Source organism: Vibrio sp. SCSIO 43140 (assembly GCF_023716585.1).
Taxonomy (GTDB): Bacteria; Pseudomonadota; Gammaproteobacteria; order Enterobacterales; family Vibrionaceae; genus Vibrio; species Vibrio maritimus_B.
Map to the genome: position 1 here is coordinate 1,280,306 of NZ_CP071851.1, position 19,115 is coordinate 1,299,420.

The following is a 19,115-nucleotide window of genomic DNA, read 5'->3' on the forward strand; positions in this document are numbered from 1 at the left end:
TCCTGAATTAACGATAGATTATCTCCACACGTAGCATTCGCCTTTCACCTAGTACCTGCATAAATCCAAGTTACTGGTTTTCCTCTTTTATTGATAGTTTAATAACTCTTACCAACTTGTTCGCACCATCAATCGTTTTGGCGCATCAATATCGAACTAAAGTACATATTAATCAACAACTTGAACTATCATATTTTTGTTCGATACTTTAGTCATACCAAAAATAAATAGTTTTCGCAGTGGTTTTAGAGGCTCGGGAGTTTTGTCCATAGACATTATCTAGGCCTGTCATTAGTCACCTACGGGTCGTACCCGACCACAGGTGAGCAAAACAATTGGAGTGTCACAATGAGAATAACATGGCTATTTGCTGCTTTGGTCCTTGGTGGGTGCTCAGCATCACCTGATATGGCTGCGAACGAAGAGACATGGAAGCAATACGGATATGACCAATCTGTTGTAGGGCTCTATCCTATGTCAAGCGAACAGATAAGCACGCTTTCAGAGGCTAACAAGGCAGCTTACAAAGAAGGGTACAACATTGGACGTACAGACTACTGTAGTTACGCGCCCGTAGTGAAAAGAAAGTACATGAACGACCACTACGGAAGGATCTGCTCTCAATACCAAAAACTATGATCATCGAACACAATAGTTATAGGTAATCCCATTCATTGGATGCAGCAAGCCATTCTGGCGTGATGTATGCTCATCCATACCCGCTTTCCCAGATTTCAGCACATTCCCCCCTAATTACAATACCGGCAATATCTTTTTCATAACCTGACTTTAATCGTTTTTAGGATCCAAAGATCAACCCCAACCACTCTGTTGATCTTTTATTTTGCTACTCCTCACATAACCATCAAAAAAACCTACCTTTGCACACTCCGACATTTATATTTAAATGAATAATTTATATATGAAGGAAAACTAATGACTAGACGAGTTCAAGACCTAAGCGGATGCCGATGGCAAATGGAGCGAATGAGACCTGGACAAGGTAAAGAGGAAGGGTTGCATCTTTTGCCTGCCGAGTACCAAGGTACGACTTTTAGTTGGAATTTCGCATCTGTACCCGGAGATGTTTACACTGATCTTTATCGAGTTGGCGAACTTGAAGACCCTAATTTTGGCCGAAACATGCATCGAGCTAAGTGGGTTCAAGAATACGAATGGTGGTATCAACGCCGCTTCGCTATCGATAGCGCGATGAAAGGTCAGCAAATAAGGCTAATTTTTGAAGGTGTAGATTACAGTTGTGAAGTTTGGCTCAACGGCCAGTTTCTCGGTAGGCACGAAGGTATGTTCTCATCTTTCGACTTTGATATTACTGACATCGTAAGTTACGAAGATTGGAGAGACGGTTCTAATAACCTGATGATTAAATTGGATCCACCACCAAAAAACTACCGTAATTGTGGTGGTAAAAAAGTCAATTTTTCCGGGGATTACTTCTCCGGTTTAATTCCCTTTGGTATCTGGCGCCCCGTAAAAATAGTGGCTACGAATCCGGTCCACATTGATGACGTTCGTACCGATGTAACTTTGCTGGATGACAACACCGCCACAGTACACATCGAAGCTGTTATTAAAAATGGCAGTAAAGATCTCAAAAGCCTGTCTTTGTCATCCGTAGTGAACGGAAAAAACTGTGAGACTGCGACATACACTGACCTGCTATCAGTTTCACTCTCTCCGGGCCAGAACATAATAAAAACCACCATCGTCGTAGAAGATGCTCAACTATGGTGGCCGTGGGATATGGGGAAACCTAACCTCTATCAGCTGGACGTATCTTTGTTAGAAGCCGACACTTCTACTCTGGATACTTTTTCGGAAACCATAGGACTAAGAGAAGTCGAGATGGAAATGAATCCAGGGTTCACAGCTGAAGAAGTTGAGTTCCCATGGACATTCAAGATCAATGGTAAACGCCACTTTCTTCGCTCAGCTTGTTGGGGTGGTCAGCCCTCGTTCTTCTATGGACGCAATAATAACGAGAAATACCAGCATCGATTGAACCTCGTCAAAGACGCCAATATCAATAACTTGCGAATCTTTGGCTGGCATCCGCCAGAAGTGCCTGAATTTTATCGTCTTTGCGATGAACTCGGAATCACAGTATGGACAAACTTCTCTCTTGCAACACAAGCCTATCCAAAGGATGAAGAGTTTATAGAGGGTGTCCTACACGAGTGCCATCAAACCGTTACGCAACGCAGAAATCATCCGTCACAAATTTTTTGGATGGGTGGAGAAGAAGTCTTCTTCTCTGGTGCGCATGAAGAAAGTGGCAATAAAATATTGATGGAGCGAATCGGTGAAGTGGTCAATGCGGCCACTAATATTCCCTACGGACTTGCGTCTCCGTTGAGCTCAGAGTCAGCAATCAATATGGGGTTCAAACCCAAAGAGTCGATGCATGCAAACGAACATTACTACCAGGGTGGCGCGGAGTTCATGGAAGAGTATTATCCGTCACTTGACTGTGCGATCATCCCAGAACTAACTGCAGCGTCAGCGCCAAATGTCAGCAGCTTAAAACGGTTTATTCCGCAACAAGAACTATGGCCAATGGGACCTAGCTGGGCCTATCATTGGGCTGATATTGATATTCTAAAAAATCTCAACTTTGAAGTCTTCAACGATTACAAAATGGACTCACTTGAGCAGTTTGTCGAAGCGACACAAATTGCACAGGGTACCGTGATTCAATTTGCCCTAGAACACTATCGCCGACAAAAGCCAAAAATGAGCGGTGTCGCGATTTGTCACTTTATTACCCATGTGCCTGATATCAAATGGGGTGTGGTTGACTATTATGGTGAGAAGAAACGCTCATTTGAATATCTAAAACGCACCTATCAGCCGCTTTTGCCAAGTCTTGCTTTTAAAAAGAGACGCTGGGAAGCTGGTGAGGAATTCAACGCAGAGCTGTGGGTTGTCAATGACTATCAACATGAGTTCAGTAATTTGGTTTTAGAGTGGCAGGTCAATTATCAAGGACAGCCGACAGGCAGAGAAGATCAGATACAAATCACTGTAGACCCAGATTCATCGGCGTTCTTTACTAACGTAAGCTGGGTGTTGCCACAGGATGCTGATGGCACATTTGACGTCGAATGTATCATTCGTAACGAAAACGGAGACACAGTTTCAACAAATAGCTACAAGCTTCTCGTCGGCAATCAAGACCAAGCTAAAAAACAAAGCCTGAGTTACTTAGCTGACGCGAATAAAAGACTCGAAAAGCACGGTCACGGAGTGTATCGATATTGGCCAGAAATGTGGCATATAGATTAACTTAAGACAAAGGGTTGTAGATTGAGGAGCTTTCAAGCTCCTCATTTTTATCCCAATACAGTAAAGTACATAAAGTGTAATTAACCTAACTAAGTGTCAAAGATGACGAACAAATATGCGGTTCCGGCATTAGATAAAGGATTGGATATTCTTGAGTTTCTTGCTACCCAAGAATCCCCACTGTCTCAGGCAGAAATTGCCTCTGCCCTTGATCGTAGTAGCAACGAAATCTATCGCGTACTGATAGGACTTGAGGCTCGCGGTTATCTTAATCGAGATCCTGATTCAGGTAAGTACCTGATGTCTCTTAAGCTTTATACTCTGTCTAGGCAGATATCACCGTTAGATCGAATTCGAAGGCGTGCCCTGCCTCTAATGGAAGACTTGGCGTTTAGCTGTGGGCAGTCTTGTTACCTGTCTATGTTGTATCAAAGCCAGTCTATGGTTATCGTCAATGCAAACAACCATGGTCCTATCACTCTCGCTGTCGCGGAAGGTGTTCTTTCAACCCCCTCTCAATCCGCAGCAGGTCATATACTTCTAGCCAACAGTAAAGCGTCCGTCCAAACGATGATTTTAGATAGAGATGAAGATTTTAGCGCACTAAAAAAAGGAAAAAAAAGCGCTTTTCGAGCAATGCTGACGCAAACTAAACAACGCCAATTTTCTACAGCAGAGTCCCCTTTCCTTCCCGGAATAACAGAGATTTCAACATTAATCGGGGAGTCTGAGGGGGAAGTAATCGGAGCACTGACGGTTCCAGTGTTGCCAACCAAAGCAAAAGAAGAATCAAGTGAAGCACTTAAAAATGCCATGATGAACACGGCGAGACAGATTTCACTAGAAATAACTCATGGATAGCGTGGCTGTCTCGAGACCATCAAGCAATTTTGTACACCAAAATAGCGCCCATAAAAAAACCGCCTAATGAGACTATCAAATCAAAAGGCGGTTAACACTACTTTGGAGAACTATTTTAACTTGTTAAGTATGCATAGACGCTTTTCGCGACTGGGATGCCCTCAACTTCACACTTAGCTTTGTAAGCAACTTGTGGGTCGTTTGGCGCGAGTACTTTTTCTGTACCTGGTACTGGTGCGACAGCTCTCAACTCAGACACCATCGCCGCCATAGTCACTGCGAACAATGCATTACCTAGCTTCTCAGGGTTAATCACAATCACCAAGCTAGCCAGTTTACGCATCTTGTCGTAGTCACCGTACATGCGTACGACGTGATTGCTGAAGTTTGCTCCCATCAATGCTCCAGTCAAAGCATCAATTGCCAATGCTATACCAGACCCTTTGTGACCACCAAACGTCAACAGGTTTTCAACTTTATGAGGGTCTGTTGTCACATTGCCTTCGACATCGATTGCTAGGCCTTCGCCTATTGATTGGTTGGTCTCTTTTGCGTGCAATAGTTTGCCAAAAGCGGTTGCACTGGTTGCCATGTCTAAGATCATTGGCGTGCCACCCTCAACAGGGAAACCAAACGCTATTGGGTTAGTGCCCAAAAATCGTTCTGCTCCACCGTGAGGCGCTACACAAGTATCAGTTTGAGTCATGCCAATCGCAATCATACCTTGACTGGTCGCTTGCTCCATGAAGTAAGACAACGCGCCACAATGAGAGGTATTCTTAACACTGACAAAACCTAATCCAGTCTCTTTGGCAAGTTCAATACCATGATTGGTTGCCGCGATAAGACCTGAATGCCCCATACCATCATCGGAGTCTAAAATGGCTACCGAAGGAGACACTTGTTCAATAGTAAACTTCGCGTTTGCGTTAAGACCACCAGCAGCAAGTCTATTGCAATAGTGTTCAACTCGCATCACACCATGTGAGTGCACGCCTGTGATGTCGGCATGAACTAACACATCCGTCACTTCATTTGCCGTTTTTTCATCGAGTCCTGCTGCAAGGAGTTTGCCAAGCGCGAGAGATTTAAGCTCTTCTGATTTAACGTTGATTGTAGACATATTACTTCCCTTTAAAAATTGATTACGCCTTTGACTAGCTCTTTATTCTCAACAACATCTTGCTTGTAGTTATTGCCGAAGGTGTGGAAGTCATAGTCTTTATTTTTCATGATATCTTGGTTAATAGCGCCTGAAGCCATCAATTCAATAACGCGTTCAAAATCCACTCGAGTTGCGTTGCGACTGCTCAACAGTGTTGTTTCTTTTTTATGGAATGTTGGATCATCTAGAACTAAGTCACCGATATAAAGGCCGATAAATACAATTTTTCCGCCATGGCGAATCAAATCTACACTGCGTGACATAGAACCTTTATTACCGGTTGCATCCATTAACACACACGCTAACTCACCGCCAAAAGCTGCTTTCAAGTTTTGAACGTAATCGTCCTCAAGCGGGTTGAGAGATTGAACGCCTAACTTGGTAACCACTTGGTCGCGTCGGCCAGCATCAACATCAACCACAACGACATTAGCACCTTCCGCTTTTGCAATTGCCGCAGCGGCAAGGCCAATCGGACCAGCACCCACTACAACGACATTGTTGCGAGCGTTAATCTCAGCACGACGCACAGCGTGAGCACTGATAGCGAAGCACTCAACCAGAGCGCCCTCTGAGCTGCTAACATTCTCAGGAAGTTCAACTAAGTTATCTTCGTAAACCGCTAAATATTCAGAAAAGCCACCATCACGATGAACACCATATAGCGATACATTTTCACAACAGTTTGTTTTGCCTTCATTACATGCAGAACACGTCCCACAAGGTACGCAAGGGATTACAGAATAACGCTTACCCGGCGTTACCGACTGACAAGCTTGACCTACTTTTTCCGCTGTACCACAGATCTCATGTCCAAGTACTCTTGGGTAGGAAAAAAATGGCTGTCTGCCCGCGTACGCGTGAATGTCAGTACCACAAATACCTACAGAGTTAATCTTAATAAGTACTTCATTATCTAAGATCGACGGAATATCACGTTCGATATATTCGATGCTATTTGGTTCATGGCAAATAAGTGTTTTCATGGGTGTTTCCTTAATTCTTGGCAATAGAATCAATGACAGCATTGATTCCTTTAGATTCAATAGACATAAATGCTTCAATCACTTTTTCGTGAAACTCTGGGTTCTCTGATTTGTGTGAGCCAAAGATTTTTTCGATTGATAGCAGTGCATTCGCTTTCTCCACTGAAGGAGCGTCACTCAAGGCAATTTCTTTATAGATAGCCTCAAGTGGATCAAAAATTGTTTCACCACGCAGCGCTTGGTTAATGGTGTAGTGCATCCAACCCGCAATCGCGACCGGTAGACAAACTCTGTCGATACCGCGGCGTTGCAGTGTCATAAATGGGTCGATCGAGCGTTGTGGCAGTTTTTGAGAACCGTCCATCGCAATTTGACCTGTTTTATGTTTGATATTGGTATTACTAAAACGTTGAATCAAAAGGTTGGCATAGGTTTCTAGATTGACCTCTAACCCTTCTTGTAATGATTTGGCCTGCTCTTGGGTCATTAAACGAAGCGTTGCCGCTTTCAGTGCTTCATCTTGCATACATTCGTAGATAAATTCGTGGCCCGCTAGGCTACCGTTGTAAGCAAGGAATGAGTGGCTACCATTCAACATACGAAGTTTCATTTCTTCGTAAGGCAACACATCACCGACGAACATCGCCCCAGCAGCATCCCAATCCGGGCGGCCTGCAACAAAATTGTCTTCTACAACCCACTGCCTAAAGTCTTCACAGACAATTCCGCAAGGATCTCGATAGCCAGTTTCTTGTTCAATAACATCGAATTGATCGTCAGTCATAGCTGGGACGATTCTGTCGACCATAGTACTTGGGAACGTCACGTGCTCTTCAATCCAGTGTGCAAGTACCGGATCTAACGCTTGAGCAAATGAAACGACCGCATCCTTCGTCAGCAAGCCATTCTCTGGAATGTTGTCACACGACAACACACTAAAAGGCATCAAGCTAAGTTCACGACGCTGACGTAGTGCTTCGGTGATGCACCCTATCGCAGATTTTGGTAAACGAGGGTTCTTTAAATCAAATTGAATCAAGTCATTGCTTAAATCTAGGCGACCGGATTGCGGGTCTGTGCAGTAGCCCTTTTCCGTGATCGTCAAGGAAACTATTTTTACCTGAGGTTCCACCATTTTAGCAATTGCACGCTCAATACCATCGACTGGCGTATGAATCGACTCTGAGATCGTTCTGATCAATCGGGTATGTGTGTTGCTTGCAGACTTCTCAACAACAGTGAACAACCCTTTTTGCTGCTGAAGGTTACCAATAAGGTCTTCAGGACCAAATAGATTGACCTCGCAGATTCCCCAAAGCTTGCCTGTAGCTTCATTGCTAAGGTCGTTGTAAACCGCTTGGTGTCCTCTATGGAATGCGCCAAAACCAAGGTGAACAATATCTGTTTTTAACTCAGCTCTATCGTAAGTAGTTTGAGACGTATATTTAGCGTCAGAAATTTTTGTTGTTGATGTCATATTTCAAGCCCGATTGATTGACCATTATGTGAAGAATCGGCCTAATCCTGCCGTCCCTAAACAATTATAGACACAAACAAAGAACCAATACAAGACCATTGGACAACCAATTTTGATAAAAAATAGTGATTAAAATAACATATTTTAGTATCAATCATACCTAGAACCACCCTCAAACCCCCACTACAACTGACTATACGGTAATATACATACAATTGTTGGAACTGTGATATTACGCTTTTAAATGGTCAATAGATTGGTTGACCAGAAAAGAGACTGCATTTAGTATAGGGACAAGTTAAACCAATTCTACGTGATATGGCAAACCGCCCTCTATCTGTTACCTAAATTCAATCTGTGAGTGTAAAAATGAAAGACAACAGTCCAAAATACCCTAAAATATTGAGCTTTGGTGAACCAATGTTCGAGTTTAGTCAACTAAAGGAAGTAGATAATACACAGGGGGACTTTTTGAGTGGTTATGGTGGTGATGCGTCTAACTTCGCCATCGCAGCAGCTAGGCAAGGTGCCGACGTAGGTATGCTAACGCATCTAGGCGATGATGAATTTGGTAAGCGATTCCTAGACTTGTGGAAACAAGAACAAGTGTCTGCCGACCATGTTGTTTCAAATCCGGACGCTCACACTGGCGTTTACTTTATTACTCATGACCAAGAAGGTCATCATTTTTCATTTATGAGAAAGGGCTCAGCCGCATCATTAATCACGCCCGCACGCTTGCCTGTAGAGGCGATTCGCCACGCCAAATTATTACACACGACAGCCATAACCCAAGCAATAAGCTCCACCAGTTGCGACTCGGTATTTAGTGCAATCGACATTGCCAAAAGCAATGACACATTAGTATCATTTGACACAAACTTACGTCTTAAACTCTGGTCTCTGAAAAGAGCAAAAGCGATTATCGAAGAAACAATCTCAAGCGTCGACATTTGCTTCCCTAGTGTTGACGAAGCACAGTTGCTTACAGGGCTTGAACAACCCGACGACATCATCGACCACTACCTTAAACTAGGCGCGAAGGTTGTGGTCTTGAAACAAGGTAGTGACGGTGCAACCGTGGCAAACGAACACACTCGTCATCATATAAAACCTCATCAAGTAACCCCTGTTGATGCTACGGCGGCAGGCGATTCTTTTGCAGGTTCTTTCTGTACTCATTATGTGAATGGACTAAGCCTGGAAGTATGTCTTGCTCACGCTAATGCTACCGCTTCAATCACAATCACTGGTTACGGTGCTGTTGCACCATTGCCTACTCTTGCGCAGGTAAAATCTCGCCTTGGCTCTAAATAAAAGGGAATAATAATGTCATTACTAAACGAGCGATTGGCTCAATATAAAGTTATCCCTGTAATAGCGATTGATCGAGCGGAAGATATTTTGCCACTGGGTGAGCAATTGGTGGTCAATGGTCTCCCAGTGGCTGAGATTACCTTCCGATCCGATGCGGCAGAAGAAGCAATTAGATTGCTTCGCTCAGCGTATCCAGACATGTTAATCGGTGCAGGGACAATCTTGAATGAAGACCAAGTCATTGCGGCAAAACAAGCTGGCGCTGACTTTATCGTCTCACCTGGACTAAACCCGACGACAGTCAAAGCTTGCATAAAACACAATATTGATATCATTCCAGGCGTGAATAACCCATCATTGGTCGAGCAAGCCCTCGAGCTTGGCATTACCACACTTAAGTTTTTCCCAGCTGAGGCGTCTGGTGGATTGAATATGCTCAAGTCGCTGCTTGGTCCCTATCAACAAATTAAAGTAATGCCAACTGGGGGCATTAACCCAGATAACGTTCACGATTACTTATCACTATCGGCAGTACTCGCCTGTGGAGGAACGTGGATGGTAGATAAAGAACTGGTCAATGCTGGTAACTGGACTGAAATCGGCAGACTAGTTCAAGACGTTGTAAGATCTGTCGCTTAAGCACAAACAGGAATAGAAAACAGTATGAATACGGCAATTAAAAATATTGAAACAAAGTTGTTTAAGATCCCTCTAGCAGAAGTGCTTTCTGACGCTAAACATGGCGATCACGACCACTTTGAATTGGTTACCACTACAGTAACTCTAGAAGACGGAAGCCAAGGTACCGGTTACACATACACTGGTGGTAAAGGCGGTTTTTCTATCAAAGCGATGCTTGAACATGATATCCAACCCGCTCTACTAGGCAAAGATGGATCTAAAATTGATGAAATTTATGATTTCATGGAATGGCACATTCATTACGTAGGCCGCGGTGGTATCTCTAGTTTTGCGATGTCATGTGTTGACATTGCACTTTGGGATTTAAAAGGTAAACGCGAAAACCAACCACTTTGGAAAATGGCTGGTGGCAAAAATCATACTTGCCAAGCCTATTGTGGTGGTATCGATCTTCAGTTTCCGTTAGAAAAACTGCTAAACAATATCAAAGGCTATCTTTCAGATGGGTTCAACGCCGTTAAAATAAAAATCGGCCGAGAAAACATGCAGGAAGATATTGACCGCATCAAAGCCGTACGTGAGTTTATCGGTCCTGACGTCACCTTTATGATTGATGCAAACTACTCATTATCAGTCGAGCAAGCGATAACATTGTCGAAAGCCGTTGAACAATACGACATCACGTGGTTTGAAGAACCAACGATACCTGATAACTACCTGGGTTATGCAGAGATTGCTGATAATACCTCTATCCCACTTGCTATGGGCGAAAACCTGCACACCATTCATGAATTTGGTTATGCGATGGACCAAGCGAAATTAGGCTTCGTCCAACCAGATGCATCAAACTGCGGCGGCATTACAGGCTGGCTGCAAGCAGCAAACCTAGCGACTAAACATGGTGTACCAGTTTGTACTCATGGGATGCAAGAACTGCATGTAAGTTTGGTCTCGGCTTTTGATACCGGATGGCTGGAAGTTCATAGTTTTCCTATTGACCAATATACAAAACGCCCACTTGTTGTCGATAACCATCGCGCTGTTGCCCCAGAAACTCCGGGGATCGGAGTTGAATTCGATTGGGATAAGATTGCTCAGTATCAAGTTTAATCTGGCTCGCTCCAGTATCTAGTTTTTCATTGACCTTAAAGACCTTTGCCCCTCAATACTGAGGGGCCTTTTTTTTGATTCTGCCAGCATTTCATATAGATGCCGTTACCAGTGAACTCTTTTCTTAGTCTCGACAGGCAGCAAACGCACTGACTCAGTTCGTACATTATTCAAGCAAGATCACATATCTGCAATTCTTATCATTTAGCACTCCTCTTCAGTCACAAAATCCATTTTTCAGCATATCCACCAAAGTAAATATTGGTTAATGTAATCATGAAAACATATTTACCAAAAGGATTGTTTAATATGAGCATTGGGGTCTCAAGGCGCAATATTCTCAAAGCAGCAGGTGCCGGATTGGTGGTTGGTGGCCTTTATGGACAAAGCAGTAGTAGCTTTGCTTCTACATTGGACACTAGCGACAATATTTTGGTTGACCTAAATGATAGTTGGCAAAATACTCATGACCGAATTTGGATTGGCGGCAATTACTGGGCTAATCCAATGGAAGACTGGATGATAAAAGATGGTGGTGTTGAGGTGTTAAGCCTCGGCGGTAACAGAAGCGTTCATCTACTAACTCATCAAATAACCAACCCGACTGCAGGATTTGAGATGTCGGTTGTTGTAAAGCGTATCGATATACAACCACAGGATGGTGGCGCAGGCCTTCGTCTCGGTGCTCGAAGCGAACTAAATGACTACCGAAGCAACTGTTTCGTACAGCGCGGCTTTGATGCTTTATATACTAAAGACACTCTCATTCTGGGTAATAAGTCCGTAAAAATGAGTTCATCGACGACTGATGAGCGCATCCAGTTATACCTGAAGGCAACGGCTGTCGCAGGTGCAGTAACGGTGACGTTAACGGCTACCGAGCTTAAGAGCAAAAAAGTACTCGGTACAATAAATGCTATTGCATCTAATGATGAATTACTGGGTAATATTGCCGTCGTTAGCAACGCGAATATAGAGTCCACATATGGCAATATCATTGCAAAAGAGGACCAGGGTTGTCGCTATCGTTTCGAGAAATGGCAAGTAAAAGGCGCGGCGTTCTCTGTTGATGATACTCATCGCTTTGGACCTATATTGTGGACTATGTATACGGTCAACAACTCCCGAAGCGACCGTGGACATGTGATGAAGATGACGGCATTCGTCGGCCCAATGGGGAACAAAGACGAACAAAACGCGACCCTTCAACTGTTTGTTGACAATGAGTGGAAAACCGCGGCTAAAGCACCTCTAAACCAAGAAAGTTGGTTCGCTACGTTCGAAATAGAAAACTGGGATGCAAGCAAATCTACATCTTACCGTGTCGTATACGCTGAGCAACATAAAGACGGAACGGAAACACTTGATGTTTGGCCAGGTGAGATTCAAGCTGAGCCCAAGGGACGTCAGTTAAATATGGCGGCATTTACTTGCCAGAATGACTACGCTTACCCTTATGAGCCATTGAGAAAGAACGTCGAAAGTCTGAACCCTGACCTACTGTTCTTTTCGGGTGATCAGCTTTATGAAAGCCACGGTGGGTTTGGTGTCATTCGATCTCCCGACGACAAAGCGATTCTCAACTACTTGAGAAAATACTATCAGTTTGGCTGGGTGTTTAGAGAATCAATGAGTCGCGCGCCCACAATTTGTATCCCAGATGACCACGATATCCTACAAGGAAATATGTGGGGTGAAGGTGGCGCGATTATGGCTAACCCTGAAAAAGACCCAAGTGCTTCAGTGTTGACTGGATACATTCAATCACCGCGATTTGTTAACGTTGTACATGACACTCACACCTCCCACCATCCGGCACCTTACAACGTTGCACCTGCAGAGGCTCAAAATGGCATTAAAGCCTACTTCGGTGAAATACTGTATGGCAATGTAAGCTTTGCTGTGCTCTCTGACAGACAGTTTAAAAGCGGTCCTGATCGTGTAGACGCACTAGTTGGCATCACAGGACGAGATGAAGAACCTCTTTATTTCAACCCTTCACTCGACAACGAAAAACTCGAAATGCTAGGAGCAACACAAGAGGCATTCCTAACAGAATGGACTCAACAGTGGGATCAGCACGCGTTAAAAGCAGTACTCAGTCAGACTGTGTTTGCAAGTCTAGCGACTCACAATGGAGGTCCAGATAAGTATCTCAAGTATGATTTTGATAGTAACGGATGGCCTGCATCAAGTAGAGACCGAGCCGTCAACATTATCAAAGACTCCATGGCACTTCATATTTGTGGCGACACACACCTCGCTTCCATATCTCAATATGGTGTTGAGAAACAACGTGATGCAAACTGGGCTTTCGCAGTGCCTGCAATTGCTGCCGGATGGCAACGATTTTGGATCCCCGAGTCTGTTGGAATTGCTACGGATAACCGTCCCTCACATGGGCTTCCTCATACAGGAGAATCTCTGGATGCATTTGGAACAAAAAACTACGTCTATGCGGTCGCAAATCCCGTTGTAGGCCAATCTGACAACCGATATGTCAGAGCACAAGAAAAAGGTAGTGGATTTGGCGTTATCGAGTTTGATACCGATAATCTTACTTATCGTTGTACTGCCTATCGTTTCTTGGCTGATGTCAATAATCCTAACCTCGATAATATTTATGAAGGCTGGCCTGTAACAATAGAACAAAAAGAAAACCGTGGAGAAAATATCATTAGCTAAGTAAGGGATATAAAAAACCATATGAGAGCTCACCTTGTTGATGAGCTCTCATATCTATTTTAATAGTTTGTACCACCTCTCACCTCCGAACAAACCCTCTCATAACCGTTTCAACAAAATAAGCCAACCAACAAAAATCAACTTCCAGTAAATTGCCTGAACTATATTAACAACCACAATATCACAAGCGCCATGTCTCACTTTTATAATAAATACTAATCGATAGCAGAATATTTACCAAATTCACTAAAACAGCAATGAACAATAACATTCATTGAACTATATTATTACAGTGCAAACACAAGACTTGCACTACACCCAAACTATTTTTAATATCCACACACTTAAGGATAAATAATGAAATCATCAATACTCTCTCTACTCACCATTGCCATAAATCCTGCTTTCGCGAATGACTGGGATTCTATTCCAATTCCTGCAGAGTTAGACGACGGTCAACAGTGGGAGTTACAAGAAGCTTATTCCGACTCTTTTAACTACTCGGGTAAAAGTACCACTTTCACGAGCAAGTGGAACGACACCTATTTTCATGGATGGACCGGTCCAGGTTTAACTTATTGGCAGTCGAACGAGTCATGGGTTTCGGATGGAAACCTAATTATCAGCGCATCTCGTCGTCAAGGTACAGAACAAGTTAATGCTGGCGTTGTAACCTCTAAGACGAAAGTAAAATATCCAATTTTCATGGAAGCTAGAATTAAAGTTAGTAATCTAGAGCTTTCATCAAATTTTTGGTTATTGAGTGAAAATGATCAGCGCGAGATTGATATTCTAGAGGTTTATGGTGGAGCGAAGGACACCTGGTTTGCGAAAAACATGTCGACTAACTTCCATGTTTTCTTTAGAAACTCTGATAACACCATTAAAAGTGATTTCAACGACCAGACACACAACGAACCAAGTTGGGGGACGTATTGGAGAGATGGTTTCCACCGCTTTGCTGCCTATTGGAAAAGTCCTACAGAAGTGACGTTCTATATCGATGGTGTAAAGACACCGAAAGGTTCGTGGGAACAAGTGTTGATGAAAGACAAGGATTACACTGGACAAACTCTAGATAAGAGCCAGTTTAACATGGATGAAGAGATGTTCATTATACTTGACACTGAAGATCATTCGTGGCGCTCAGAGGCTGGTATCGTTGCTTCTGATGCGGATCTAGCCGATAGCTCGAAAAATAAAATGTACGTTGACTGGATCCGTGTTTATAAACCAGTTCGAGACAACGATAATAACGGCGTTGTCCCTCCAAGTGATGCAACTAGTTTACAGTTTATTCATAGTAATAGATGCCTCGATGTAAAAGATGGAGCAACGTGGAATGGTAGTACCTATCAACAATGGAGTTGCAACACGTCAAATAGTAATCAACGTTTCACTTTCACTCCAGTATCAAACAGTGAGTATTTAATTCAATCAGATAAAAGTCAACTCTGTGTTGAGTTAAAACCAGACGCATCTCAATGGAAAGATGGCGCTACTATCCAGCAGTATATTTGTAATTCGGCAGAAGAAAATCAGCTGTGGACGTTATTCGACAAGGGTAGTAACACTTTTGAATTACGAAATAAGAAGACGGGTAAGTGTCTTGAGGTTGCTAATAACCAAGCAACTAACGGCGGTAGCATTGTTCAAGCGTCTTGTGATGGAGGAAACAACCAACGGATTAAGTTCAAATAAATAGCTTGCAACCTAATCTAATTAGTACATTCATTTAATTACTTTTTATTAAATGAATGTACATCTTTCTTGTTCATCGGCTCCTTCGCTTCAATATACCACTCCAATAGAACACCTAGTAAAAAAGTGGCGTAAACGCCACCTTCTAGAAACAACTATATCGATCAGTTATCAACGCTACATATTAAAACGTCCGACATTCGCCGTTAAACTATGATTCACTCCCTGAAGCTCTTCTACTTTGGCATTTACTTCCGTTGCATTTGCTGATAAAGATGCAGCTAACTGATTTAGCTCATCGATATTCACTGCAATCGTCTTTGTCACTTCACTTTGTTGCTTGGTCGAAACAGCAACTTCACTATTCATGCTGTTGATTGAATCAATATTCGCAGAAATCTGCTTCAAATTTTGAGATAGGCTATTTGCTGCTGCAGTGACCTCCTGAGATGACCCTAAACTCGCCACCATAGAATCCGCAGCGCTTTTAGCATTTGCTTGTAAGCCCGAAACAATACTCTCAATTTCCGATGTTGAATTCTGGGTTTTCTGTGCCAGCGCTCTTACCTCATCAGCGACCACCGCAAAACCGCGTCCTTGATCGCCTGCCCTAGCCGCTTCTATCGCTGCATTTAGTGCTAATAAATTCGTTTGCTCTGCAATATTTAAAATCACCTCTACGATTGAACCTATATCAGACGAGGACTGAATCAGATTATCAATTCTTCGGGATGTTTCACTAATTTGGTCAGATAGATTCGTAGCCAATGTCCCGTTTTGCTCAACCAGACGGCCACCTTCCTCAACACATTCGATTGCATCTTGAGTTTTGGCCAATGTCGTTTCTGCGTTTCGGTAAACATCTTCAGCAGAGACACTGATCTCCTCTAACGATGAAGCAGCGGTTTGCATTGAAATTTGCTGAGCGTGAGAATCATCCTGCGATTGCTGTGCCGCAGTAGTCAGCGTATTCGATATCTCTCTTATATGATTGCTATTATTCACAACACCAGCAATCATATCCATTAAGTTATCCATCAAGTTATTAAAGTTCTTGGTCAACCGTCCAATTTCATTCTCACTTTTAACAGCAATACGCTGCGACAAGTCTGCATCACCTTTTGACAAGCGATAGAGTGACACCGTAACGTCATCGATAGGCTGAATAACAAGTTTGCGCATGAAGAAATAGACACTGACAATAACGAGTACCAAAACCAACACTATGCCAAACATCATCAGCAGCATTTCATTTTGCATACTTTGAGCAATAATTGCAGGGTCAAACTGGAAGGTGATCGTACCAATCATAGAACCACCGCGTTCTACCGAATGCGTTCTTGTACTTAGTTCTGTGTGTTGAGTACCCGAACTCGCTATCGCTTTACCACGCTGGTCGACGACTGTGACAGAATGCAGTATTTCAGAGTTTAACAATGCATCCGTAACCGCCTGAGCTTGTTCAAAATCATAGGCAAATATTGCCTCTACTAATGCTGCATCTGCCAAGCCGATTGTAGATTCTAGATCTTGCGTGTACGCCGTGTTCAGTCGGTCTTTAACCGTGAAATAGCTGACGCCACCACCGATAGCGATCCCAACAAGCCCGACTAAGATAAGGAAAATTGAGAGTGATTTACTTAAACTATTATTCATTTTCTCGAACCTATTCTATCGATTAATATCAAGCCAAAGCTCTTTTCTATTAATTGGTGCATCTAGAGGTAAATATGGGTTTTTAATGTTAATGATGTTTCTTTCAGCTATTCGGCTTGATTTAAATGTCTCTTTAATAAGCTGAGAGTTATAGAAAGCCTCATCAAAACTGCCATCGGCTATCGCCATTTCTAATCCGGAGTTCAATGAATGGTACAGCTGCTTATTTTCTTTAGACACATAGAAATACATGGCTGATGGGTAAACAAGAAGAATATTTTCTTCAACCGCTAGCTCAAGCTCATGCTGGTCTCGAACGACACCATGGGATTCATGAACACCGAGAGGTAAGTAGTCAAAGCGATCTCCCTCGACCATATGAAAAAGACTCTCTGCCTTCACCGGTTTCACGACGTCTAAATTCGCTGATTCTAGAATCTTTGTATCAGACCAGAACCGGCCTAGACCTGCTTTTAGTTTCCGAAGATCATCAATATTTTTAACACCAAAGAACTTGTTTTGACTGTTTTTTTCAATCACAAAAGTACGGTAACCGGCAAGGCCTTTAAAAATGGGAATTTTAATTGCTTCAAGTTGATTTTGTAGATCTTGAGAAGCACCAGCCCACATAACATCGATATTTCCATTTCGGACTTCTTCTACAAGTCTCGCATCAGATAAATATTCATCGGCATGAGTAATATCGTGAGATGCTGCACTTTTTTCAAGCGCTAAATCAATCAACTCGAGAATGAGAGTATCTCGCCCCGGAAATACCATCGGTGTTTTTATCTCTGCATGAGCCATGAATGTCGTACTGATGGCAACAAGCATTAAGAATATGTTTTTGCTTTGATATATCTTCATGTAACGCACCGCTTTTATACTTCTTGAAGAATGCGATTTTTAGACACCAACGAACAACAAAGTCATTAATACACGAACGTACTGAGTCAATTGGCGCTTTGAATTGGCGTATTGGAAAAAGGCAGCCGTACGACTGCCTTATCGAGTACTACTTTCTGCGACGCCAGAATGCCAGTGCAGAAACAATGAATAGACCTAAGCTACCAAAGCTACCACCTTCACCGATGATCTCTGGGTATTCTGGATCTGGACCTGGGTTTGGAGGAGTCGTTCCGCTATCCTGACCTGAAACAAGAATGTTATCGAAGTAAACAGCCACATCAGCCGTTGGATTAATATCAAGCATAAACTGGATTCCGCCAACTGCGCCTTTGGTAAAGTTAGCACCTGCTTCAGAAGAATCTAGGTCTACTTTGATCGTCTGAGGCTCTTCAGATGAAGGAAGAGTCTCTCCACCATATAGGTTATAGCTCTCGCCCCAATCTGTATTCTGAGCGATCAATTTCACCGTAATAGCAAGGTCTTGTCCAGAGTTGTTGATAACATCGAATTCAAAGGTGTCGCGAGCACTCCAGTCCCACTCTCCCCACAGACTCGTACCTTGATGGCTAGCATCGAAATCAATCTTCCACGACTTACCATCACCATCACTGGAATAGTCACTAGACACCATATTGCTTAACGACGCAGCGTCGTTGTCAATAACCGTACCAACATCGATATCACTGAAAGATTCCACCACCGTCACATCACCAACCGGCGGCTCAGTCGTGTCTTCTTTTACACCTATGACATCTTCAACCTGAACATTGATTGCATTGGTTGTGTCCCAAGGACGAGCAAACATCGCAAAATACATCACATCGGACGCATCAATTTTGTCAGCACACGTCGTCATATCTAGCGTATCGGTTCTGTCCGTTGCTGTAGCAAGATCTTCTTGGTAGAAATCGCAGGCGGCACCTGTACTATCTTCTAAGCGCATCGCATACACAGCCGCATTATCGCCTGTATTTTGAACGCTATATTTAATAGTATGGTAATCGCTTAAGTCGAGTGCAGTTCCATCAGGACCACCGAAAGATACTTTCTCGTAGTCAGCTGCTCCGCTGGGTGCGAATGCAATATCCCATACTTTGCCGCCATCTGAAGACGCAAAGTCACTCGTCACCAAGTCATGTACTGCCCCTTCGTTTGCGTAATATGCAACCGAATCTTCTGGGTTTTCAAGAGTACCTTCAAAACCATTAATTAAGACATCTACCGCAAGGGCCTGAGCTGAAAACACGCTCGCAACCAATGTGGCTAATACTAGTTTTTTCATTCTATAAATCCTTCTACT

General features: G+C 43.1%; 14 protein-coding genes. 8 read left to right on the top strand and 6 right to left on the bottom strand.

Going from position 1 to position 19,115, the window contains the following annotated elements:
- The first annotated feature begins 348 nt into the window (after positions 1–348).
- From J4N45_RS24285 to J4N45_RS24295, 3 genes are all read left to right on the top strand, one after another.
- Entirely contained in the window at positions 349–639 is a 291-nt protein-coding gene (locus J4N45_RS24285; RefSeq protein WP_252015023.1) for a DUF2799 domain-containing protein, read from the top strand.
- A 297-nt stretch (positions 640–936) separates the two neighbouring features.
- Complete coding sequence (locus J4N45_RS24290; RefSeq protein WP_252015026.1) at positions 937–3,306, top strand: glycoside hydrolase family 2 protein; 2,370 nt, start codon at positions 937–939, stop codon at positions 3,304–3,306.
- 102 nt (positions 3,307–3,408) lie between these two features.
- Positions 3,409–4,167 carry an IclR family transcriptional regulator gene (locus J4N45_RS24295; RefSeq protein WP_252015028.1) on the top strand — a complete coding sequence of 253 codons (759 nt, stop codon included), beginning with the start codon at positions 3,409–3,411 and terminating at the stop codon, positions 4,165–4,167.
- Between the two features lie 115 nt (positions 4,168–4,282).
- On the opposite strand, the gene J4N45_RS24300 is transcribed toward J4N45_RS24295, so the two are convergent.
- Genes J4N45_RS24300 through J4N45_RS24310 form a run of 3 tightly spaced genes read right to left on the bottom strand, consistent with a single transcriptional unit; the run spans position 4,283 to position 7,795 of the window.
- Positions 4,283–5,290, bottom strand: coding sequence for an Ldh family oxidoreductase (locus J4N45_RS24300; protein ID WP_252015030.1), 1,008 nt, complete (start codon positions 5,288–5,290; stop codon positions 4,283–4,285).
- A gap of 11 nt (positions 5,291–5,301) precedes the next feature.
- Positions 5,302–6,318, bottom strand: a complete 1,017-nt coding sequence (locus J4N45_RS24305; RefSeq protein WP_252015032.1) for a zinc-binding alcohol dehydrogenase family protein — start codon at positions 6,316–6,318, stop codon at positions 5,302–5,304.
- Between the two features lie 10 nt (positions 6,319–6,328).
- The gene (locus J4N45_RS24310; protein ID WP_252015034.1) at positions 6,329–7,795 is read right to left on the bottom strand and encodes a mannitol dehydrogenase family protein; all 1,467 of its coding nucleotides are present in this window, start codon (positions 7,793–7,795) and stop codon (positions 6,329–6,331) included.
- A 369-nt stretch (positions 7,796–8,164) separates the two neighbouring features.
- On the opposite strand from J4N45_RS24310, the gene J4N45_RS24315 reads away from it, so the two are divergent.
- From J4N45_RS24315 to J4N45_RS24335, 5 genes are all read left to right on the top strand, one after another.
- Positions 8,165–9,112 carry a sugar kinase gene (locus tag J4N45_RS24315; RefSeq protein WP_252015037.1) on the top strand — a complete coding sequence of 316 codons (948 nt, stop codon included), beginning with the start codon at positions 8,165–8,167 and terminating at the stop codon, positions 9,110–9,112.
- Positions 9,113–9,124: 12 nt separating this feature from the next.
- A complete protein-coding gene (locus tag J4N45_RS24320; RefSeq protein WP_252015039.1) occupies positions 9,125–9,751 on the top strand; it encodes a bifunctional 4-hydroxy-2-oxoglutarate aldolase/2-dehydro-3-deoxy-phosphogluconate aldolase in 627 nt (208 codons plus the stop codon).
- Positions 9,752–9,775: 24 nt separating this feature from the next.
- Positions 9,776–10,864 carry a 3,6-anhydro-alpha-L-galactonate cycloisomerase gene (locus tag J4N45_RS24325; RefSeq protein WP_252015041.1) on the top strand — a complete coding sequence of 363 codons (1,089 nt, stop codon included), beginning with the start codon at positions 9,776–9,778 and terminating at the stop codon, positions 10,862–10,864.
- 309 nt (positions 10,865–11,173) lie between these two features.
- Positions 11,174–13,549, top strand: a complete 2,376-nt coding sequence (locus J4N45_RS24330; RefSeq protein WP_252015043.1) for an alkaline phosphatase D family protein — start codon at positions 11,174–11,176, stop codon at positions 13,547–13,549.
- 357 nt (positions 13,550–13,906) lie between these two features.
- The gene (locus J4N45_RS24335; protein WP_252015045.1) at positions 13,907–15,250 is read left to right on the top strand and encodes an RICIN domain-containing protein; all 1,344 of its coding nucleotides are present in this window, start codon (positions 13,907–13,909) and stop codon (positions 15,248–15,250) included.
- Between the two features lie 177 nt (positions 15,251–15,427).
- On the opposite strand, the gene J4N45_RS24340 is transcribed toward J4N45_RS24335, so the two are convergent.
- From J4N45_RS24340 to J4N45_RS24350, 3 genes are all read right to left on the bottom strand, one after another.
- Positions 15,428–16,906, bottom strand: a complete 1,479-nt coding sequence (locus tag J4N45_RS24340; RefSeq protein WP_252015046.1) for a methyl-accepting chemotaxis protein — start codon at positions 16,904–16,906, stop codon at positions 15,428–15,430.
- Between the two features lie 15 nt (positions 16,907–16,921).
- Positions 16,922–17,773 carry a transporter substrate-binding domain-containing protein gene (locus J4N45_RS24345; protein ID WP_252015048.1) on the bottom strand — a complete coding sequence of 284 codons (852 nt, stop codon included), beginning with the start codon at positions 17,771–17,773 and terminating at the stop codon, positions 16,922–16,924.
- A 148-nt stretch (positions 17,774–17,921) separates the two neighbouring features.
- Positions 17,922–19,097 carry a hypothetical protein gene (locus J4N45_RS24350; protein WP_252015051.1) on the bottom strand — a complete coding sequence of 392 codons (1,176 nt, stop codon included), beginning with the start codon at positions 19,095–19,097 and terminating at the stop codon, positions 17,922–17,924.
- Positions 19,098–19,115: the final 18 nt, after the last annotated feature.